The 19,158-nt window shown below is 65.9% G+C and carries 22 protein-coding genes and 1 other RNA gene; 17 read left to right on the forward strand and 6 right to left on the reverse strand.

The features are described 5' to 3' along the window. Window positions 1-38 precede the first annotated feature (38 nt). Genes NV2_RS08580 through ftsX form a run of 4 tightly spaced genes read left to right on the forward strand, consistent with a single transcriptional unit; the run spans window position 39 to window position 2,663 of the window. Window positions 39-896 carry a mechanosensitive ion channel family protein gene (locus NV2_RS08580; protein WP_067871019.1) on the forward strand — a complete coding sequence of 286 codons (858 nt, stop codon included), beginning with the start codon at window positions 39-41 and terminating at the stop codon, window positions 894-896. Then, window positions 883-1,041, forward strand: a complete 159-nt coding sequence (locus tag NV2_RS31350; RefSeq protein WP_157102808.1) for an Rv3103c transmembrane domain-containing protein — start codon at window positions 883-885, stop codon at window positions 1,039-1,041. The genes NV2_RS08580 and NV2_RS31350 overlap by 14 nt, the downstream gene beginning before the upstream one ends. 27 nt (window positions 1,042-1,068) lie before the next feature. Next, window positions 1,069-1,758 carry a cell division ATP-binding protein FtsE gene (gene ftsE / locus NV2_RS08585; protein WP_067871020.1) on the forward strand — a complete coding sequence of 230 codons (690 nt, stop codon included), beginning with the start codon at window positions 1,069-1,071 and terminating at the stop codon, window positions 1,756-1,758. Continuing rightward, window positions 1,758-2,663, forward strand: a complete 906-nt coding sequence (ftsX, locus tag NV2_RS08590) for a permease-like cell division protein FtsX (RefSeq protein WP_067871021.1) — start codon at window positions 1,758-1,760, stop codon at window positions 2,661-2,663. The genes ftsE and ftsX overlap by 1 nt, the downstream gene beginning before the upstream one ends. A 28-nt stretch (window positions 2,664-2,691) precedes the next feature. Here the strand turns inward: ftsX and NV2_RS08595 are convergent, their stop codons facing one another. Then, window positions 2,692-3,570 (reverse strand): alpha/beta hydrolase, encoded by an 879-nt coding sequence (locus NV2_RS08595; protein ID WP_067871195.1) that lies wholly within the window; start codon window positions 3,568-3,570, stop codon window positions 2,692-2,694. Window positions 3,571-3,893: 323 nt separating this feature from the next. On the opposite strand from NV2_RS08595, the gene NV2_RS08600 reads away from it, so the two are divergent. The 4 genes from NV2_RS08600 (at window position 3,894) to NV2_RS08615 (ending at window position 7,213) form a co-directional block, all read left to right on the forward strand. Beyond that, the gene (locus NV2_RS08600; RefSeq protein WP_067871022.1) at window positions 3,894-4,478 is read left to right on the forward strand and encodes a TetR/AcrR family transcriptional regulator; all 585 of its coding nucleotides are present in this window, start codon (window positions 3,894-3,896) and stop codon (window positions 4,476-4,478) included. Between the two features lie 160 nt (window positions 4,479-4,638). Beyond that, the gene (gene recQ / locus NV2_RS08605; RefSeq protein WP_245662512.1) at window positions 4,639-6,681 is read left to right on the forward strand and encodes a DNA helicase RecQ; all 2,043 of its coding nucleotides are present in this window, start codon (window positions 4,639-4,641) and stop codon (window positions 6,679-6,681) included. A 79-nt stretch (window positions 6,682-6,760) separates the two neighbouring features. Then, complete coding sequence (locus NV2_RS08610; RefSeq protein WP_067871023.1) at window positions 6,761-6,955, forward strand: Rv3103c transmembrane domain-containing protein; 195 nt, start codon at window positions 6,761-6,763, stop codon at window positions 6,953-6,955. A 15-nt stretch (window positions 6,956-6,970) separates the two neighbouring features. Further along, window positions 6,971-7,213 (forward strand): WLR motif membrane protein, encoded by a 243-nt coding sequence (locus NV2_RS08615; protein ID WP_067871024.1) that lies wholly within the window; start codon window positions 6,971-6,973, stop codon window positions 7,211-7,213. On the opposite strand, the gene NV2_RS08620 is transcribed toward NV2_RS08615, so the two are convergent. Then, on the reverse strand, window positions 7,214-7,579 hold the full coding sequence (locus NV2_RS08620; RefSeq protein WP_067871025.1) for a hypothetical protein: 366 nt from the start codon (window positions 7,577-7,579) through the stop codon (window positions 7,214-7,216). Between NV2_RS08620 and NV2_RS31355 the strand changes: the two genes are divergently transcribed. The 6 genes from NV2_RS31355 to NV2_RS08645 all read left to right on the forward strand — a co-directional run bounded on the left by NV2_RS31355 (window position 7,572) and on the right by NV2_RS08645 (window position 13,836). Continuing rightward, entirely contained in the window at window positions 7,572-7,757 is a 186-nt protein-coding gene (locus tag NV2_RS31355; protein WP_157102809.1) for a hypothetical protein, read from the forward strand. The genes NV2_RS08620 and NV2_RS31355 overlap by 8 nt on opposite strands. Window positions 7,758-7,922: 165 nt before the next feature. Beyond that, on the forward strand, window positions 7,923-8,396 hold the full coding sequence (gene smpB / locus NV2_RS08625; protein ID WP_067871196.1) for an SsrA-binding protein SmpB: 474 nt from the start codon (window positions 7,923-7,925) through the stop codon (window positions 8,394-8,396). A 94-nt stretch (window positions 8,397-8,490) separates the two neighbouring features. After that, window positions 8,491-8,861, forward strand: a transfer-messenger RNA (tmRNA) gene (gene ssrA, locus NV2_RS08630). 261 nt (window positions 8,862-9,122) lie between these two features. Then, window positions 9,123-11,468, forward strand: coding sequence for an MFS transporter (locus NV2_RS31710; RefSeq protein ID WP_168436133.1), 2,346 nt, complete (start codon window positions 9,123-9,125; stop codon window positions 11,466-11,468). A 116-nt stretch (window positions 11,469-11,584) separates the two neighbouring features. Continuing rightward, window positions 11,585-12,205 (forward strand): TetR/AcrR family transcriptional regulator, encoded by a 621-nt coding sequence (locus NV2_RS08640; RefSeq protein ID WP_067871027.1) that lies wholly within the window; start codon window positions 11,585-11,587, stop codon window positions 12,203-12,205. Then, a complete protein-coding gene (locus NV2_RS08645) occupies window positions 12,205-13,836 on the forward strand; it encodes an MDR family MFS transporter (protein ID WP_067871028.1) in 1,632 nt (543 codons plus the stop codon). The genes NV2_RS08640 and NV2_RS08645 overlap by 1 nt, the downstream gene beginning before the upstream one ends. A 79-nt stretch (window positions 13,837-13,915) precedes the next feature. On the opposite strand, the gene NV2_RS08650 is transcribed toward NV2_RS08645, so the two are convergent. After that, window positions 13,916-14,677 carry a 3-hydroxyacyl-CoA dehydrogenase gene (locus NV2_RS08650; RefSeq protein ID WP_067871029.1) on the reverse strand — a complete coding sequence of 254 codons (762 nt, stop codon included), beginning with the start codon at window positions 14,675-14,677 and terminating at the stop codon, window positions 13,916-13,918. Between the two features lie 330 nt (window positions 14,678-15,007). Between NV2_RS08650 and NV2_RS08655 the strand changes: the two genes are divergently transcribed. Then, entirely contained in the window at window positions 15,008-15,583 is a 576-nt protein-coding gene (locus NV2_RS08655) for a TetR/AcrR family transcriptional regulator (RefSeq protein ID WP_067871197.1), read from the forward strand. Here the strand turns inward: NV2_RS08655 and mscL are convergent, their stop codons facing one another. Then, window positions 15,584-16,114, reverse strand: coding sequence for a large conductance mechanosensitive channel protein MscL (mscL, locus tag NV2_RS08660; protein WP_307613315.1), 531 nt, complete (start codon window positions 16,112-16,114; stop codon window positions 15,584-15,586). Between the two features lie 89 nt (window positions 16,115-16,203). On the opposite strand from mscL, the gene NV2_RS08665 reads away from it, so the two are divergent. Next, on the forward strand, window positions 16,204-16,953 hold the full coding sequence (locus tag NV2_RS08665) for a helix-turn-helix domain-containing protein (RefSeq protein ID WP_245662513.1): 750 nt from the start codon (window positions 16,204-16,206) through the stop codon (window positions 16,951-16,953). 4 nt (window positions 16,954-16,957) lie between these two features. Here the strand turns inward: NV2_RS08665 and NV2_RS08670 are convergent, their stop codons facing one another. Then, complete coding sequence (locus NV2_RS08670; protein ID WP_067871031.1) at window positions 16,958-17,338, reverse strand: VOC family protein; 381 nt, start codon at window positions 17,336-17,338, stop codon at window positions 16,958-16,960. Window positions 17,339-17,576: 238 nt separating this feature from the next. Here NV2_RS08670 and NV2_RS08675 point away from each other — a divergent pair, with 238 nt between their 5' ends. Continuing rightward, window positions 17,577-18,584: an AraC family transcriptional regulator ligand-binding domain-containing protein gene (locus tag NV2_RS08675; RefSeq protein WP_067871032.1), complete on the forward strand. Its 1,008-nt coding sequence runs from the start codon at window positions 17,577-17,579 to the stop codon at window positions 18,582-18,584. 155 nt (window positions 18,585-18,739) lie between these two features. Here the strand turns inward: NV2_RS08675 and NV2_RS08680 are convergent, their stop codons facing one another. Further along, window positions 18,740-18,931, reverse strand: coding sequence for a hypothetical protein (locus NV2_RS08680; RefSeq protein WP_084474185.1), 192 nt, complete (start codon window positions 18,929-18,931; stop codon window positions 18,740-18,742). Between the last annotated feature and the right edge of the window lie 227 nt (window positions 18,932-19,158).

Genomic DNA, 19,158 nt, shown 5'->3' on the forward strand with positions numbered 1-19,158 from the left:
TGTGTCGGTACGTGCTCCGGACCGGAAGGGATGTACCGATGACGGCGGATCTCGCGGCCGGTACGGGCGCCGATTTCACGAATTGGCTGCGCGGCAGCGGTCTCGAGGTCGTGCTGCTGATCATCGGCGCCATGCTGTTCAGCCGGCTCGCGACGTTCGTACGCAACCGGATCACCCGCCGCATCGATTCCGGCTTCCAGAGCAGTGATTCGCTGGTACGCACCGAGGCGGCCAAGCATCGGCACGCGCTGGCGCAGGTCATCACCTGGGTGGTGCTGTCCATCGTCTACTTCCTGGTGGCACTGGAAGTTCTCAAGCGCCTGGGCTTTCAGCTCAGCGGCCTGGTCGCGCCCGCCGCGGTGCTCGGCGCCGCGCTGGGTTTCGGCGCGCAGCGCATCGTGCAGGATCTGCTTGCCGGATTCTTCCTGATCACCGAGCGACAGTACGGATTCGGTGACGTGGTGCAGATCTCGGTTACCGGGCAGTCGGTACCCGCCGAGGGCACTGTGGAGGATGTCACGCTGCGCATCACCACGCTGCGCAATCCGGACGGTGAAGTGATCATCGTCCCGAACGGTCAGATCGTGAAAGTGACCAATTTGTCCAAGGATTGGGCACGTGCCGCGATCGACGTCCCGGTACCCGTGACCGCCGACATCACCAAGGTCAACGAGATCCTGCACGAAGTGGGGGCCAAGGCGTTCCAGGATCGCCGGCTGAAGACGCTGCTGCTGGACGAGCCGACCGTCATGGGCTTGGAAGACCTCACCGTCGACCAGATGAACATCCGCATGGTGGCGCGCACCCTGCCGGGCAAGCAATTCGATGTCGGACGTGAGCTGCGTGTGCGAGTAGCCGCCGCGCTGCGCCGGGAGGGTTTGAGTGAAAACGCGTAAATCGACGGCGGTCCTGCTCAGTGTGTGGGTCGCCACCCTGGTTCTGTACGTATTCGTGAAACCGCCGACCACGGAACAGACGGGTTTCACCAAGATCGCCGATACCGTTTCCAAAGCATCGCTGACATCCGATCACGGTCACTGACGGCTTTCCTGGCTACACTGGCAAATCGTGATCACTCTGCGGAACGTCACCAAGTCGTATAAAACCTCGACGCGACCCGCACTGGACAATGTTTCGGTGGAAGTCGACAAGGGCGAGTTCGTGTTCATTATCGGACCGTCCGGGTCGGGCAAATCGACGTTCATGCAGTTGCTGCTGAAAGAGGTCAAACCGTCGGCCGGTGAGGTGCATGTCGCCGATTTCCGGGTGGACCGGCTGCCGGGGCGGCGGGTGCCCAAGCTCCGTCAGCGGATCGGCTGCGTCTTCCAGGACTTCCGGCTGCTGCAACAGAAGACCGTCGAACAGAACGTGGCGTTCGCGCTCGAGGTGATCGGCAAGAATCGCAGGTTCATCGATCGCGCGGTGCCGGAGGCACTGGACCTGGTGGGGTTGTCCGGTAAAGCGGACCGGCTGCCCACCGAACTGTCCGGTGGCGAGCAACAGCGGGTGGCACTGGCCCGCGCGTTCGTGAACCGGCCCCTGGTGCTGCTGGCCGACGAACCCACCGGCAATCTGGACCCCGACACCAGTCAGGACATCATGACGCTGCTGGAACGAATCAACCGCACCGGCACCACGGTGCTGATGGCCACCCACGACAACCACATCGTGGACGCGATGCGCCGCCGGGTCGTCGAACTCGACCGCGGCCGGCTGGTTCGCGACGAGGCCACCGGCGTGTACGGGGTGGGCCGGTAATGCGCGCGAGCTTCCTGTTCGGCGAGGTCTTCAACGGTCTGCGCCGCAATGTCACCATGACCGTCGCGATGATCCTCACCACCGCGGTGTCGCTGGCCATGCTCGGCGGCGGCATGCTCGCGGTCCGGATGGCGGACAAGACCGAGACCTACTTCCTGGACCGGCTCGAGGTGCGGCTCTACCTCACCGAGGACATCTCGGCCAATGACCCGGACTGCTCGCAGGACACCTGCAAGGCCCTGATGTCGGCGCTCAAGGACGAACCCGGCGTCGAATCGGTGCAGTTCCTCAACCGCGCGGAAGCCGTCCGCGAGGCCAAGGAGAAGACCTTCAAGGATCAGCCGGAGCTGGCCAAGTACGTCAGCGAGACGCCGCTTCCGGCGTCGCTGCGGGTCAAGATGGCCGACGCGGGGGAGTACCCGCGGATCTTCCAGGATTTCCAGGGCAAACCGGGTGTCGGATTCGTGCGCAACGACAAGGACATCGTCGACCGGCTGGTGAGCCTGTTCGACGGTCTGCGCAACGCCGCCTTCGGCCTCGCGGTGCTGCAGGCGCTGGCTGCTCTGCTGCTGATCGCGAACATGGTGCAGATCGCGGCCTTCACCCGCCGTGAAGAGGTCGGCATCATGCGCCTGGTCGGTGCCACCCGGTGGTACACCCAGCTGCCGTTCCTCCTGGAGGCGGTGGTCGCGGCGCTGGCCGGTTCGGTGCTGGCGGTGGTCGGCCTGGTGATCGCCCGGCCCCTGGTCATCGACAAGGCGCTGGGCGATCTGTTCGCCTCGAAGGTCTTTCCGCGCATCACCGGCGACGACATCGCCATGGTCGCGATGACGGTGGTGCCGGTGGGTATCGTCTTCGCGGCGCTGACCGCCTACGGCACATTGCGGTACTACGTGCGCGAGTAACGCACCTACTGACGGGCGGCGCCGTCCCTCACTCCGCTGTGTGCGCGAGGACCGCAGTGGCAAGTTCCTCGTGTACGTCCGGTGGGAGGGTGTGGCCCATTCCGGTCACGATCATCAGGTGTGCATCCGGGATCCGGTCGGCGATCATCGCTCCGTGGCCGGGTTTGGCGGGCTCGTGAGTGCCTTCGACGACCAGGGTGGGTGTGCGCACCCGGTGCAGTACGCCGACCGGTTCGAAATCGGGCCGGGCGGCTGCTGCCATTCGGTGGTTCGCCACGGCCGAGATATCGCGGGCTCGGTCGTGGATTCGTTCCTGCAGTTCGTGTGCCGCTATCTCGTCGAACGGCAGCCCGGTGCCGTGGAGCAGGCGCTGCTCGGCGACCATGGCGTCGATGCGGGCCTGGCGGTCCTCCGGGGGCGCCGCGGGGATGAGTTCGCGGTAGAAGTCGACGAACTCGGGTGCCGGTTCGGGCAGGCTCCCCGCAGGTTGGGCCTGCCCCAGTAGAGCGCGCATGATGACCTGACCTTCACCACCGCCGAGCGGCGAGGAGCCGATGACGGTCAGTGAGCGCACCCGTTCCGGCCGCTCCACCGCGACGAGCTGGGCGAGCAGACCGCCCGCCGAATGGCCGACCAGGTGGGCGCTTTCCAGGCCATGCGCGTCCAGCACGCGGTACACGTCGTCCTTGATGTCTTCCCAGGTGTAGGGCTGGGTGGCGAAGTCGACGGTGTCCGACATTCCGGTGTCGCGGTGGTCGTAGCGGACCACCCGCCGACCGCCGCGGACCAGGCGGTCGACGAATTCCTCCGGCCACAAGATGCCCTGCGACATCGACCCCATGATCAACAGGATCGGCGTGTCCCCGGCGGTGCCGAACTCTTCACTCCAGATCTTCACATCAGGCATGTCGTCCTCTTCTGTGGTGCTGTCGCGCACCGGTCGTACTGGTGGTCGGTGGCCGAAGTTTCCCCGGCGAGTGCTATCGGGCGCCGCGCCTGCTGTGGCGGTGCGTTCCCTTCGCGGCGATTGCCGTGCGTGGCGGCGCCGGACGGGCCGCGCGACGTCGCTGGTTGTTCGGAACGGGGAAGGTGCCGCGTGGCTTTCGCACAGTGAGCCGGCCTTTCGAGTGTGAGCGGATGGCAGGGGAGTCGACCGGCTCATACCGCTTGTGGTGTAGTACTCTGAATGGAGTGATTTGAACCGTAGTACTACATATGGAGTGGTGTCAAGTGGTCCGTACGAATCCCCAACGCCGGCACGCATTGCTGGACGCATCGATCGAGGTCCTGGCCCAGGAAGGGGCTCGTGGCCTGACGTTTCGCGCAGTGGACAAGGAGGCCGGGGTGCCGGCGGGTACGGCCTCCAACTATTTCGCCAACCGCGACGACCTGCTCGTTCAGACAGGTCATCGGTATTACGAGCGTCTGGTCCCCGATGAATCGGTCATGGCGAAACTGCAGGGACCGCGTTCCCGCGAGACCGTCACCGAACTGATGACCGAGGTCGTCGGGCGCGTCACCCGGTTCCGCACCGGCTATCTCGCACTGCTCGAACTCCGGCTGGAGGCCACCCGTCGACCCGAGTTGCAGGCACTGCTCACCGAGCGGGTCCGAGCCGATCTCGACTTCAACATCCGTAACCACGTGGACAACGGGATGCCTGGTGACGAGAACACCGTCGTGCTGCTGTTCCTTGCCCTGAACTGGCTCATTCTGGAACGTCTCACCCTGCCCGGCGTGTTCACCGAGGCGCGGGCCGAAGAACTGGTTCGCACGGCAGTCGAGCGTGCGATACCCGCCGCCGACGGCGCCTGAGTAGTCGCCGGTTCCGGTGGGATGTGCGGCCTGGCGCCGTCCGGAGGTGATACGGGGTGCGGCTGTGGGTGAGGGATCGTCTCCGTCGGGGCCCGTCCGTAGGATGGCTGGCGTGAATCCCCCGGAGACGCTCGAAACGGCCGATTCTGCCACGGCGACTATGGAAAATGATGCAGCACAGCAGGTTCTGCAACGTGTGTTCGGGTACGACAGTTTCCGGGGATTACAGCAGGAGATCGTCGAGCAGGTGATTTCCGGGGGCGATGCCTTGGTGCTGATGCCCACCGGTGGTGGTAAGTCGCTGTGCTACCAGATTCCGGCGCTGGTCCGTCCGGGGGTCGGTGTGGTGATCTCACCGCTCATCGCGCTCATGCAGGATCAGGTGGATGCGCTCACCGCGCTCGGGGTGCGGGCGGGATTCCTCAACTCGACTCAGTTTCCGGACGAGCGGCGCACGGTCGAGGCGCAATTCCTCGCCGGTGAGCTGGATGTGCTGTACCTGGCTCCGGAACGGTTGAAGCTCGAGTCCACCGCACAGCTGCTCGACCGGGGAGCGGTGTCGGTGTTCGCCATCGACGAGGCGCACTGCGTATCCCAGTGGGGCCACGATTTCCGGCCGGACTACCTCGCGCTGTCGGTGCTGCACGAGCGCTGGCCCGATGTTCCGCGGATCGCATTGACGGCTACGGCCACCGAGGCCACCCGGCGTGAGATCGCCGAGCGGCTGGATCTCACCGTGGCGAAACATTTCGTCGCGGGCTTCGACCGGCCGAACATCCAGTACCGGATCGAGCCGAAGAATCGCGCCGATCAGCAGCTGCTGGCATTCATCCGTGCCGAGCATCCCGGTGAGGCGGGCATCGTCTATTGCCTGTCGCGTAACTCGGTGGAACGCACCGCGGATTTCCTGTGTGCCAACGGAGTAGCCGCGGTGCCGTACCACGCCGGGCTGGATGCGCGTACCCGTGCCACCAATCAGTCGCGATTCCTGCGTGAGGACGGGCTCGTCGTCGTCGCCACCATCGCCTTCGGCATGGGGATCGACAAACCGGATGTGCGGTTCGTGGCTCATCTGGACCTGCCGAAGTCGGTGGAGGGGTACTACCAGGAGACCGGACGTGCCGGGCGTGACGGCCTGCCCTCCACCGCCTGGATGGTCTACGGGCTCAACGACGTCGTGCAGCAACGGAAGATGATCGATTCCTCCGACGGTGACGCCGCGCATCGGCGGCAGTTGCAGCTGCATCTGGACGCCATGCTGGCCCTGTGCGAGACGGTGCGGTGCCGGCGTGGGCAGTTGCTCAACTACTTCGGCCAGTCCGGCGACACCTGCGGCAACTGCGATACCTGCCTGAATCCGCCGGAGTCCTGGGACGGTACCGTCGCCGCGCAGAAGGTGCTCTCGACGGTGCTGCGGTTGCGGCGCGAGCGCGGTCAGAGTTTCGGCGCCGGACACATCGTCGACATCCTGCTCGGAAAGTCGAATCCGAAAGTGCTGCAGCACAAGCACAACGAGCTCAAGGTCTTCGGTGTCGGCGCCGATCTGCGCGATACCGAATGGCGCGGTGTGATCCGTCAGCTGCTGGCCCAGGGCCTGCTCGCGGTGCATGGTGAATACGGCGTGCTCACCCTCACCGAGGCCAGCGAGGACGTGCTGTTCAAACAGGGCAAGGTGATGATGCGCCGCGAACCGGAGCGTGTGAAAGCACCCCGCGCGGCGAAGGCAGCCAAGTCGAAGGCGTCGCGGCTCGCCGCGGCCGACCTCTCCCCGGCGGCCACCGGCCTGTTCGAGCAGCTGCGCGCCTGGCGTGCCTCGGTCGCCAAGGAACAGGGCGTCCCGGCCTACGTCGTATTTCACGACGCCACGCTGCGCGAGATCGCGGGTCGCGCGCCCGCGTCGCTGTCCGAACTCGGTTCGATCAGCGGTATCGGCGAGAACAAGCTGGCCAAATACGGTGACGGGGTGCTGGCAGTACTCTCCGACGATGCGCAGGAACCCGCGGGTGCGCAGGCGCAGCCGGCGGGCGGGTCGATGTCGCGGATTCCCGATGACACCACTCGCAACCAGGGCACGGCTCGGGCGAAAACCGGTACCGCCGCCGCGCGTGAACGCCGGACCACGACGTCCGCTCCGGCGGCCGGTGGCGGTGAGTGGGAAGCACCGGACCTGGATTTCGAGCCACCGCCGGACGACGGGTACTGAACCGACGCGCCGGTGACGTGGCGAGACGAACACCCGATCCCGGTTTATCGGGCGATTCGGTCCGGGTAACCATGTCGCCATGACCAAAGGTGTGGACGTGCCCGAAGTACGCCCGATCGAGGTGCGTGCACTCAGCGGTTCGGCGGTGCGCCGCGGCAGGATGCGATGGTGGACCTCCCGGCCCGGTTCCGGGCTGCGGGGGTCGACGGCGGTCCTGGTGATGATATGGATTGCCGCGTTCGCCTTGTATCTGGCGGTGCGGCCGGGCGGATAGCGGTAACGTGCCGCTATGTCGCAGGATCAGCACGACGACGGCGCGGATGGGTCTGCGGATTCGGGCGGGGACCCGCCCGACGCTGCGGGCCTTGGAGGTCGTCGTGAGCTGCGTGACTCCGTCGAGGTCGGGTGGCTGCGCCCGCACCAGGGTGCGGGCGCTCGCCGACTGGGCCGACCGCGGCTGTCCACGTTGGCGTGGTCGGCCGCGTGGATCGGGTTGTTCGTCCTGTATCTGAACGTGCGTCCCGGCGGCTGATCAGCGTTCGGCGCCGACCCGCTCCCACATCATGGTGTCGTGCCAGCCGTAACGCTGGAAGGCCCAATCCCGGACCGTTGTCGCCACCGTATCCAGGGCGGGGGAGTGCGGAGTGCCCCAGCGAGCGTTGTCACGGACGCTGGCGCGGAACTGCATGCCCGGTCCACCGCCGTATTCGACGATGTAGCCGCGGCCGTCGTTGGGATCGATGCGCTGATCCATCCGAACGCGGAGATAGTGCGCGGAGCCGGACGATCCGGTCCGTTCGAGAACCAGGTGAGGTTCGCGATAGTCGATTTCTGTCAGGAGGCTGTGGAGTTGCGCGTCGGTCGGGTCGTCGAGTACACGATCCGAGCCGGTGCTCACTCTGAATCTGGGTACCTTTGTCACACAGCCAGTTTGGCTGAAAACGATCAAGATCGTGACCGAAACCGTTCCCTCGGGTGGGGGTTCGCCGGGTGTCGTGTCGCAGTATCGCCGCAAGATCGCTGGTATGCGCGTCGCGGTGAGTTTGCGTGGCTCGATCCCGCTAAACCTGAAGTGACTGAATTCACAGCATTTTCCGCCAGCAATATTCGTTTCACTTATGTTCGTGCGGAGTGTAGAACCGACGAGCGGCAGTGTGGACGGACGAAGTCCGTATGCTCGTCGAAACGACCGCGAGCTGCCGACGACCGTCGAGTTGCGCGGGGTTAACGAGAAGGGTGACATGAAGGAGAAGGGGCGTAAGGCCGTCGCGACCAACCGCAAGGCGCGGCACAACTACACGATCCTCGACACCTATGAGGCAGGGATCGCGCTGGTCGGGACCGAGGTGAAGAGCCTGCGAGAAGGAAAAGCGTCGCTGGTGGACGCCTATGCCAGCATCGACGACGGCGAGGTATGGCTACGTGGCCTGCACATTCCCGAGTACGGTCACGGCACCTGGACCAACCATTCCCCACGCCGCACCCGCAAGTTGCTGCTGCACCGTCGCGAGATCGACAAACTCACCGGCAAGACCAAGGAGAGTTCACTGACCCTGGTCCCGCTGTCGATGTACTTCTCCGACGGGAAGGTGAAGGTCGAGCTGGCGCTGGCCAAGGGTAAGCAGGACTACGACAAACGGCACGATCTGGCCCGCCGCACCGCCGAACGTGAGGTGACTCGCGAGCTCGGCCGGCGGATCAAGGGCATGCGCTGAATCGTGGTTGCGGCCGGGAATGCCCGGTGCCGCGATGATGTTAGTATGAAGGGCCCGGCCTACCAGCCGGGTGTTCATCTGGATCGATGACTACGGGGCTGATCGGTTTCGACTGCGTACGTCGATTCAGGGGAAGCGTGTCGGTGCAGGCAGGAGACCACCGTGAGCGTCGCTGCAACCATATAAGCGCCGATTCCAATCAGCGCGACTACGCTCTCGCTGCCTAAGCAGTAGAGCGTGTCTGTCAGTCCGGGTTTGCTCTCGGCCCGGGTACTGGCATCAGCTAGAGAGCTTTACCGTCCGGCTCGGTCGCGGAGTCGTACGGGACATCCAACAGCGACTGGGATCGTCATCTCGGCTCGTTCGCGTGACTGGGAGATCCGAGTAGAGGCATAGCGAACTGCACACGGAGAAGCCCTGAAGAAGCGGCGGAGGACCCGGGTTCAATTCCCGGCAGCTCCACTCGAGGCCCCTCACCTGAGCCCCAGGTGAGGGGCTTTTTCGTGCCGACGGAGTCCGCTGTTTCTTGTTTTCGGGCGGATTGTGGGCGGCATCCGTTTCGGCCGGCGGTCCCGGTGTCTTCCCATGGTCGCCGCAACGACCTGCAGATGACGCCCCTGCGCCGCGCTGCCGGGGCTCGACCGTGAGGCGTGGCACGCCTATTATCGACCCATCCGGCGGGCCGATCGGGTCTGCCGCGGTAATAAATGAGGTCGGGGGGCAGGCATGGATTTTTCCCAGGGTGGGATGCTGGCCGGGTACGCCATCGAAGGTGTACTGGGGCAGGGGGGAATGGGGTCGGTGTACCGCGCCCGGCATCCGCGGTTGCCGCGGGTGGTGGCGATCAAACTGCTGAATCACGATGTCTCGGGTGATCCGGAGCTGCGGGCGCGCTTCGACCGGGAGGCCGATATCGTTGCGCGGCTGGACCATCCGGGAATCGTGTCGGTGCACGACCGCGGGGTGGAGGGCGGGCAGCCCTGGCTGGCAATGCAATTCGTCGAAGGCGTCGATGCCGGCCGGTTGGACCCGGCGACGATGAGCGTCGAGCGGGCGGTACGGATCGTCGCAGATATCGCGGCGGCATTGGACTACGCGCACAGCCGAGGTGTGCTGCACCGGGATGTGAAGCCGGCCAACATTCTCTTGACCTCCGCGGAGGCGGGGCGGGCCGAGCGTGCGGTATTGACCGATTTCGGGATCGCGCGGTTGCTGACCGCCAACACCCAGCTGACCTCCACTGGAACCTTCACCGCGACACTGGCGTACGCGTCGCCGGAACAACTCTCCGGGGTGCCGGTCGATCATCGCTCCGACCAGTACTCGCTGGCCTGTACCTTGTTCGCGCTGCTGAGCGGCAGAGCTCCGTTCGCGGCCACCGATCCGGGGCAGGTGGTCGCGGGACACCTGGCCATGCCGGTGCCCCCGTTGCCGCGTCCGGACGTGTCACCACCACTGCACGCCGTGATCGCCCGGGCGATGGCGAAGAATCCGGCCGAACGTTTCGGCAGTGCCGGCGAATTCGCCGCCGCGGCACTGCAGGCGGCGTCTGCACCGGCCTACGCCGCGCCGCAGCCGTATCCACCGATGTCCCCGCATCCCGGCTGGGGCGCACCGGCGGCCCCGTTCGGCCCGGCCGGTTGGCCGGCCCCGCCCGCCACGGGGCCGCTGCCCAATCCGTGGCCCGCGACGGTGGCGATGGCGGTCGGATTCCTGTTCGCGCTGTTGGTGCCGCTCTCGATCTCCAGCGCGTTGCCGTCCATGATGTCCGGTTTTGCCGCCCATGCCTCCGACGTGGCCTGGTTCTCCGAGATCGGCGTGCTGTGTATGACGGTTCCGCTGGTGGTCACCGGGTGGCTCGGTGAACGTTTCGGGCCCAGGAATATCTATCTGGTGGGCGTGGGATTGTTCATGCTCGGTTCGCTGGTCTGTGTGGTCGCACCCGGCATCCACGTGGCGATCGCGGGCACCGCGGTGCAGGGTCTGGGCACGGCCCTGATCATTCCGCAGACCATGGCGGTCATCCTGCGCCTGCTGCCGCCGGGCAGACGTGGTGCGGCGCTGGGATTGTGGGGCGGCTGCGGGGCCGCCGCGGTGCTACTGGCCCGGGTCGTCGGCGCCGTGCTGGTCGACAGTTTCGGTTGGCGCCCGCTCTTCCTGCTCGCCCTGCCGTTCGGGTTGATCATGATCGTCTCGGCCGCGGCCATGGTCCCGGCACTGCCGAAGCTGCGGCCGCCGGCTGATCCGGTCGGTGTACTGCTCGCCGGTGCGGGGGTGCTGGTGCTGGTCTGGAGCCTCGGACGGGGCGTGGAACAGGGCTGGACGATCTGCGGCCCCGGAGCGATCGTCGGCCTCGCGGTGTTCGCACTGTTCCTGTTCCTGCAGGCGCGTGCATCCGGCGGCACGCTGCTGCCGAAAGCCGCTCTGCGCGATCGCAACTGGTGGATCGCGAGTGTGCTTACCCTGGCCGCGACGGCTGCGCTGGGTATCGCGCTGACCGTGTTGGTGCTGCATCGGGAGGTGGTGCAGGGATTCGCCCCGACGACGACCGCGCTCCTGCTGGTGCCCGGTGCCCTGGTCACTGCTGTGCTGGCACCGATTCTCGGCAATGCTGCCGATCGGACCCCTCCGGCTGTCTTTCCCGCCATCGGTTTCGTGACGGCTGCCGCAGCCCTCGTCGGGCTGGCGGTGTCGATGGGCGCGTACGACTCGCCTTTACTGGTCGTGCTGTTCGGTATGGTCCTCGGTGTGGTCTCGGCCTGCCTGTGGGGGCCGCTCGCGGCACTCGCGACCGATACCGTCCCGGCTGAACATGCCGGTACGGGCGGGGGAATCTACCTGACGATGCGCAATGTCGGATCCACGATCGGAGCCGTTGTGGTCAACGTGGCGCTGAGTTCCGTTTCCGGGGTCGTGGTAGACGGTTCCGGAGACGGTGACCTGATGGCCGCCCTGCGTGCGGCGGCACTGACAGCCGCTGCGGTCCTGCTGGTGTGCGCTCTCACCACCGCGTTTCTCACCCGGCGCAATCCGGTTGCGGCACCGCCGGTTCCGGCCTACGCGCGGCAGTAGGCGCGCGCGGGCTGCCTGCAGCCCGAGTGCAGTGGGCCGGCGCACAATGTCGCGCGACGGTGATTCGCGCAATATTGCAGTTCCTGAAATATTTCAGTTTGTGCTAGTTTTTCGTGGTGTCTGCAAGCTCCGACGACGAACCGCCACTCGGCCTGCGTGAGCAGAAGAAGCGCCGCACCCGGCTCGACCTGTGCATGGCGGCGCGCAGACTCACTGTGGAAAAAGGGCTGGACGCGACGACCGTCGACGACATCGCGGCGGCGGTCGGGGTATCGGGGCGCACGTTCTTCAATTACTACGAGACGAAACTCGACGCGGTGGTCGGGCCGGTGGGGGAGATCGGTACTCCGCAGGCGCAGCGGCAATTCGTGGCGGGCGGCCCCACAGGCGTCCTGATCGACGATCTGGCACTGCTCTACGGCTCCGGTCTGGACGGCGAAGCGCGGGAAGCGATTTCGCTGATCACCAAGATCGTCGAGGCCGAGCCCAGGGTGCTCGCCGGATTCATCGCCGCTGGTGCCAGGCAGGAGGCGGCATTCACCGAACTGCTGACCCGGCGCATGGGAGGCGCGGTCTCCCACGAGTTCGCCCTGCTCACGGCCCGCGTGATGACGACGCTGACCATGAGTGCCGCCGCCGCGCTGACCGTCGATCCGGACAAACCATTGGCCACGGCATTGCGTGAACAGTGCGCGCTGGCCGCACAGCTGTTTCAACAACCCACCGAGGAGTCCTGATGACCACGACGGCAGAATCGCCGCCGGCCCCGATCATATTGACCCAGAAGAGAATCTGGCTCATCTTCTCCGCACTGATCGCGGGGATGTTCCTGGCCAGTCTGGATCAGACCATCGTGGGTACCGCGATGCCGACCATCGTCGGCGACCTCGGCGGGGTGTCCCACATGGCCTGGACGGTCACCTCCTACCTGCTGGCCACCACCATCGTGATGCCGATCTACGGCAAGTTCGGTGACATGTTCGGGCGGCGATGGCTGTTTCTGTTCGCGATCGCGGTATTCACCGCAGCCTCGGTGGGTGCGGCGGCCTCGACCGGCTTCTGGGAGTTCGTCGTCTTCCGCGGACTGCAGGGCGTCGGCGGTGGCGGCCTGATGATCCTGGCGCAGGCCATCATCGCCGATGTGGTGCCGGCCAAGGATCGCGGTAAGTACATGGCCCCGATGGGCGCGATTTTCGGTATCACCTCGGTGGCCGGTCCGTTGCTCGGTGGCTTCTTCGCCGATTCGCTGAGCTGGCGGTGGTGCTTCTGGCTGAATGTGCCGATCGGCATCGCGGCGCTGTTCATCGCGTTCCGATACCTCAGCGTGCCCAGCCATCGGCCCAAGACTCGCCCCGACTATCTGGGCGTGGTGCTGATGTCCTCGGCCACCGCGCTGCTGATTCTCATCACCGACTGGGGCGGCAAGCAGTACGCGTGGGGTTCGGCGGTGATCATTTCCATGATCGTCGCACTGGTGCTCGTGATCGCCGCGTTCATCGCGGTGGAGGCGCGGGCGGCGGAGCCGATGCTGCCGCTGTGGCTGTTCCGCAACCGCACCTTCGTTCTGACCTCGGCGATCGGCCTGATCGTTGGCCTGGTGATGTTCGCGGCACTGGCATTCATCCCGACTTATCTGCAGATGGCGACCGGCGCTTCGGCCTCGGTCTCGGGCCTGCTGTTGATCCCGATGATGGTCGGCATGATGATCACGCTCATCGGCTCGATGTCGATCATCACCAAAACCGGCCGCTACCGGGTGTTCCCGCCGCTCGGTGCGCTGGTTATGGCCGCCGGGATGCTGTGGCTGACGATGCTGGATGCGCAGAGCTCGATGTGGCTGGTCTCGGCGATGCTGTTCGTGATGGGCGCCGGTCTGGGCCTGATCATGCAGATCATCGTGCTGGTGGTGCAGAACGCGGTGTCGCCCGATCAGATCGGAACCGCGACCAGCGCCAACAACTATTTCCGGGAAATGGGTGGCGCCATCGGTGTGGCGGTGTTCGGTTCGATCTTCACCAATCGGCTCACCGAGGGCCTGACCGACGTGTTCCGCAGCCATCCCGTCGAAGCGATGGCGGCACATCTGGACGCGAGCAGCCTGGTGCCCTCGGTGGTGAAGAATCTGCCCGAGACACTGCACGATGCGATCGTCGGCGCGTACGTCGACGCACTGGTGCCGGGCTTCTGGTATCTGATCCCCGGTGCCGCGATCGCGTTCCTGCTCGCGCTGTTCATTCCGCATCTGACACTGTCGGACGAGGCGGGCATGATCGCGCGCGGTGAAGCAGTGCTGGAGGATGATGGGGCTGCCGAGGGCACGCAGCCGGGCCCGGCCGACGAGCCGGATCCGCAGCCGGTGCGCGGCTGATCCGCACAGACGAGAAGGGCCCGGCTCCGTGGGGAGCCGGGCCCTTCCGGTTCTCACCGAAACCGGGAAGCGGACGAGATCAGCGGGGAGCCATACGGATCGCGCCGTCGAGGCGGATGGTCTCACCGTTGAGCATCGGGTTCTCCACGATGTGGCGGGCCAGGGCCGCGTACTCGGTGGGATCGCCCAGCCGCGCCGGGTGCGGAACCTGTGCGCCGAGGGCCTTGATGGCCTCGTCGGGCAGCGTGGCGAACAGCGGGGTGTGGAACAGGCCGGGCGCGATGGTGTTCACGCGGATGTTCACATTCGACAGGTCGCGCGCGATCGGCAGGGTCATGCCGACGATGCCACCCTTGGACGCGGAGTAGGCGGCCTGGCCGATCTGGCCGTCGTAGGCCGCGACCGAGGCGGTGTTGATGATGACACCGCGCTCCTCACCGTCGAGTTCGGTGGCGGCGATGCGCTCGGCGGCCAACCGGATCACGTTGAACGTGCCGATCAGGTTGACGTTGATGACCTTGGTGAAGTCGGCGAGCGGGAAGGCGCCCTTCTTGCTCACCGTCTTGATCGCGTTGCCGATGCCGGCGCAGTTCACCGCGATGCGCAGGGTGCCCAGCTGTGCGGCGGCGTCGAGGGCGGCCGACACCTGCTCCTCGTTGGTGACATCGGTGGCCGCGAAGACCACTCCGTCGCCGAGCTCCTCGGCGATCGCCGCGCCGTTGGAGGACGGCAGGTCGATGATCACCACCTTCGCGCCCTTGCTGTGCAGCTCCTTCACGGTGGCCAGGCCGAGTCCGGATGCGCCGCCGGTGACTACCGCGACCGCATTGTCGATCTGCATACGAGGTCCTCTCTGATCGGTATCGGCGCCAGAATAGTCGGCCACCGAGGGGGAAGTAAATATGGATTCGCTTCGGAGGCTTGCATGGGGCCGTGTCGACAGAGGTGGTGGATTGCTGGTTATGGCAGGTCAACGTCTCGGTGTGACTCTGTTGCCGCACCCTTGTGTATCGCTATGTTCGGCTGAATTCGCCCCTGTCCGGTCCTCTGACTTTCACTAGAACATGTTACAGTTTTGTCCGCGGTCGCACCAATCGCCGCATCGGCGGCCGGTCTCACCGTCGCGCGCGGTGGGTGGACGCGACCGTGGCGTCTGCGTCACGATCATGAGGTGACCAAGAGTGCCTACCACCACGGAGACCTGCGCGAGACTCTGCTCAGCTCGGCAGCCGAGCAGATCGCCGCCGAGGGGGTCGACTCGATATCGCTGCGGGCCCTGGCGCAACGCGCCGGTGTCTCCCACGCCGCACCCGCCCATCACTTCGGCAATCGGCAGGGCCTGCTCACCGCGCTAGCGATACGGGGTTATCGCCTGCTGGCCGAGGAGCTTCGTGGTGCGCACGACGACTTTCGCGAGATGGCAGTGGCCTACATTCGCTTCGCGACGCGGTACCCGGGGCACTTCGACGTGATGTTCCGGCCCGATCTGCTCCGTACCGATGACCCGGAGCTGATCGCGGCCGACGCTGCCTCCGGGGCGGAACTGCGTTCGGGGGTAGCGCAATTGAACGTGCCGGAGGCATCGCGGTCGGCGACGGAATTGGCCGCCTGGTCGCTGGTACACGGGTTCGCGTCGCTGTGGCGCCAAGGCGCCCTTGCTGATTCCGGGCTCGGCGGAACCGATCCGGAACAACTGGCTCGGCAGATGGTCGCGACGATCGAGTTCGCCGGCGCCGAAAAACAGTAGCTAGGACCGGGTTCGGCTCAGCTCGTGGTTGCCGACCGGCTCCGATCCGGTGCGGCGATCGGTGATGGCTTCGGCGGCGATCGATGTGGCGGAGGGAACGGTCTCGGCGCCGCGGGCAGCATTCTGGGCGGCGAGCAGATCGCGGATTTCGAGGAGCAATTCGGTTTCGGTGGGTACCGCCGCGATGTCCTTCTTGCGGGCGAAGCGCTTCTGCAACGTGTTCATCGGAAGAATGAGTACGAAATAGAGCACGGCGGCAACCATCAAGAAATTGATTCCGGCACTGATGATCGGTCCGAGTGCGATGAATGTGGCGGGCTTACTGGAGATCAATTGAATGCCCAGGCCCAACTCGCCGTTGCTTCCGACGACCGCGAGCAAGGGTTCTACGATGCCCTTCGTGACCGAGGTCACGATGGCGGTGAACGCCGTTCCCATCACCACCGCTACGGCCAATTCGATCACATTGCCGCGCATCAGGAAGTCTTTGAAACCCTTGAGCATATCCGCCTCACGATCAGATCCGAACACATTTGAGCTTGTCGGCCCAGCAGTCTAGCGGCGGGTAGCGAACCGACAGCAAATCGTGGCGCCGATCAACGCGAATTAACATACGTGCTGTGGCCCCTCCTCGCATGCCGAGCTACGCACAGCGCCGCACGGACGTCCGGGCGGGCGCGGTGCTGTGGCGACGGCAGGTGGTGGACGGGCCGGTTGCGGTATTGCCCGACGGATGTATGGACCTGCTGTGGCTGGACGGCCGCTTGCTGGTGGCCGGTCCTGATACGCGCGTTCACCACAGCACCGGCACCGCGACGACCGTCTACGGCATACGTTTCGCGCCCGGGACGGCGCCCGCGCTGCTGGGGGTGCGCGCGGAGGAACTGCGCGATCGCCGAGCCGAGATATCCGAGGTCTGGCACGGACCGCAGGCGCGGGCGATGACCGAGCTCGTTGCCGGCGCACCGGACCCGGCCCGCGGACTGGAAGAGGTCGCACGCCGCTGCGCGCGCTCGGCCGCACCGCCGGACCCGCTCTCCGCGCAGGTGGTGCGGCGATTGCGGGCGGGTGATTCGGTGGCGGCGACGGCTGCTGCGCTCGGCCTGGGGACCCGCCGGTTGCACCGGCTGTCGGTGGCGGCCTTCGGCTACGGCCCCAAAACTCTGGCCCGCATTCTGCGGATGGAGTACGCCCTGGACCTGGCGCGTGCCGGTACCGGCTGGGCCGACGTGGCGGCCACCGCCGGATATGTGGACCAATCCCACCTGGTGCGCGAGATCCGGGCCTTGACCGGGCGCCCGCCCGGGGCGGTGCTCGACCCGCACGGTCCGGCCGGCGATACCGCCTGCCGGGGGCCGAACGCGGGGTAGCGGTTCAGTTCAGTGGCGCGTAGAGGTCGACTCCGTTGCCGTCCGGATCGTGCACGGTGGCGTAGCGCTGGCCCCATACGGCATCGAAGGGCTTGCTCTCGCCGTGATATCCGGCCGCCACCAGCTCGTCGAACATCGAGTCGACTTCGGCCGGTGAGCTGCAACCGAAGGCCAGTCCGATCCGTCCCGCCGGGCCGTTCCACTGCCGATCGGGCCCGACTTCGGCCTCGCTGTCGAGCATGAATCGAAATCCGCCCGGCAGCGCGGCTTCCACATGTCCGCCGCCGAGGATTTCGCCGAATTCCAGGCCCAGTCGCCGATAGAAGGTGAGTGCGGCGGACAGATCGGAGACGACCACGCCGATTGCGTCGAGTTGAGGTGCCATGACGCAACAGTAGGCAGGTGTCGCAGGTGTGGTCTTGTACGAATCGGACGCTCGCGTTAATCCGGAGCCTCTCCCGCCTTTGTCACAATTCGGAATCGAAGTGCTCGTGACCGGGATCGGTCCAGGGGTATGGACGTGCCACCCGCCACAATCATCTGCAATTTCATTCGCAATGCAGGGGAAATTGATTAGCGTTTGTCACAACGTGTTCGGGGACGCGATCGAGGGCAGGAGGGATATGACTACAGATCAGACAATGCTGCACCGCTTCGTGATCTCGCAGATGGTTGCTGCTGGGATCGATCGTGACCAACTTCTGCGGGAATGTGGCCTGCCGGAGTGGACACTCGCCGGCGAAGGGGTCCATGTGCCGGCGCACCATTTCTCCAGGTTGTGGGAGATCGGCGAGATCGAACTCGGCGATCCGGATGTCGCTCTGCACATCGCCGGCCGGTACCAGCTGGCGGCCACTCGGCTCTACGACTATCTGTTCGCCAGTGCGCCGACGGTGGGTGCCGGGTTGGCCACGTGTGGCCCGTACGTCAGTGCCGTGACCACGAATCACCGTTTCGAACTGGTGCCGGAGAACGAGAACGAGACCACCCTGTATCTGGACATGATCGAGGGTGGTGGGCGTGGCCGGGACCTGGTCCAGCTGTGGGGCCTGGTCGCGGTGCTGACCCGGGCTCGCCGGGTGGTGACCGAGTCGCTGGATCCGATCCGGGTCACCCTGCGTCAGGCCGCGCCCCGCACGACCGCGGTCTTCACCGAGGTATTCGGCGCCGCGACGCTGGAATTCGGCGCTGATATGGACGCCGTCACCTTCCGGTCCGCCGATATGGATCTCCCGCTGACCAGTGCTGATCCGGTGCTGGCGGAGGTGTTGCAACCACTGGCGGCCGCGCTGCCGCCGCCTCCGCCGCTGATCTCGGTCTGGCCGGAACGGGTGGCGCGGGCACTGGCAGACCTGTTCGCCGACGGTGAGGTATCGCTCGAGCAGGTGGCGCGGCGTCTCGCGCTCAGCCCCCGCACCCTGCAGCGCCGGCTGGCCGAGTCGGGTACCACCTGGCGTCGCGAACTCGACCGGGCCCGGCAGGCGCGTGCGGCAGCGGCCGGGCCGCTGAGCCGGGAGCGTCAGGCTGCCTTGCTGGGCTACGCGGATGCGGGATCGATGCGCCGTGCAGCACGCCGGTGGTCGATGGTGGCGCACAGTCGGGCCGCTGGTCCGGCGGGCTGTCAGGCCTAGTTTCACCGAGTTCACGCGCACAGGATCCATCTGTCGTCGGCTGCACGGGGTAGCGCAGGCGATGATCCGCTCGATCACCGACCGCGGTGTGGACCGCTGGTGCACGCCGGAGTTGGTGATCGAGCGGATGCCGCCGTACCGCTCCCGTGGGCCTGTCAGGCCCGCAGGTTGCTGGCCGCAATGCTCCAGAACGTGTGCCGATCCAGTACCTGGAAATCCCAGCCCTCGGTGATCGCATGCGAGGTGGCGACGATAGCGGACACATCGAAGTCCTCACGTGTCGCGGTGCCCTTGGCCTCCAATTCGGCAATGACGTACTGGGTAGCGGTTTCGAAAGTGTCCAACACAGTGATCTCCCATCGATGGTAGGTACACATCCGGTCCGCGCTGCGCGTACTTTGTCAGTCTTGTCACCCTGTCACTCCTGGGCCAGCGCCGAACGCGCCATGTCGCGGCAAATGTGCCATTTTCAAACTCTTGCGGTACGCAAGGCCTTGGGGCGCAAGGTTGTAGTCGAGACTGCGTTGCGGTCCAGTGTTTCATCGGAACTGGTGAAAACACGACTTATCGTCCG

It is taken from the genome of Nocardia vermiculata NBRC 100427, from assembly GCF_001613265.1.
GTDB lineage: Bacteria > Actinomycetota > Actinomycetes > Mycobacteriales > Mycobacteriaceae > Nocardia > Nocardia vermiculata.

Bases quoted from the DNA above. Each gene is read 5' to 3' on its own strand.
- NV2_RS08645 (WP_067871028.1), top strand. From the start codon at position 12,205: ATGACCACGACGGCAGAATCGCCGCCGGCCCCGATCATATTGACCCAG.
- NV2_RS08595 (WP_067871195.1), bottom strand. From the start codon at position 3,570: ATGCCTGATGTGAAGATCTGGAGTGAAGAGTTCGGCACCGCCGGGGAC.
- NV2_RS08670 (WP_067871031.1), bottom strand. From the start codon at position 17,338: ATGGCACCTCAACTCGACGCAATCGGCGTGGTCGTCTCCGATCTGTCC.
- NV2_RS08675 (WP_067871032.1), top strand. From the start codon at position 17,577: ATGACTACAGATCAGACAATGCTGCACCGCTTCGTGATCTCGCAGATG.
- NV2_RS08615 (WP_067871024.1), top strand. From the start codon at position 6,971: ATGTCGCAGGATCAGCACGACGACGGCGCGGATGGGTCTGCGGATTCG.
- NV2_RS31710 (WP_168436133.1), top strand. From the start codon at position 9,123: ATGGATTTTTCCCAGGGTGGGATGCTGGCCGGGTACGCCATCGAAGGT.
- NV2_RS08650 (WP_067871029.1), bottom strand. From the start codon at position 14,677: ATGCAGATCGACAATGCGGTCGCGGTAGTCACCGGCGGCGCATCCGGA.
- NV2_RS08580 (WP_067871019.1), top strand. From the start codon at position 39: ATGACGGCGGATCTCGCGGCCGGTACGGGCGCCGATTTCACGAATTGG.
- NV2_RS08610 (WP_067871023.1), top strand. From the start codon at position 6,761: ATGACCAAAGGTGTGGACGTGCCCGAAGTACGCCCGATCGAGGTGCGT.
- ftsX (WP_067871021.1), top strand. From the start codon at position 1,758: ATGCGCGCGAGCTTCCTGTTCGGCGAGGTCTTCAACGGTCTGCGCCGC.
- smpB (WP_067871196.1), top strand. From the start codon at position 7,923: ATGAAGGAGAAGGGGCGTAAGGCCGTCGCGACCAACCGCAAGGCGCGG.
- recQ (WP_245662512.1), top strand. From the start codon at position 4,639: ATGGAAAATGATGCAGCACAGCAGGTTCTGCAACGTGTGTTCGGGTAC.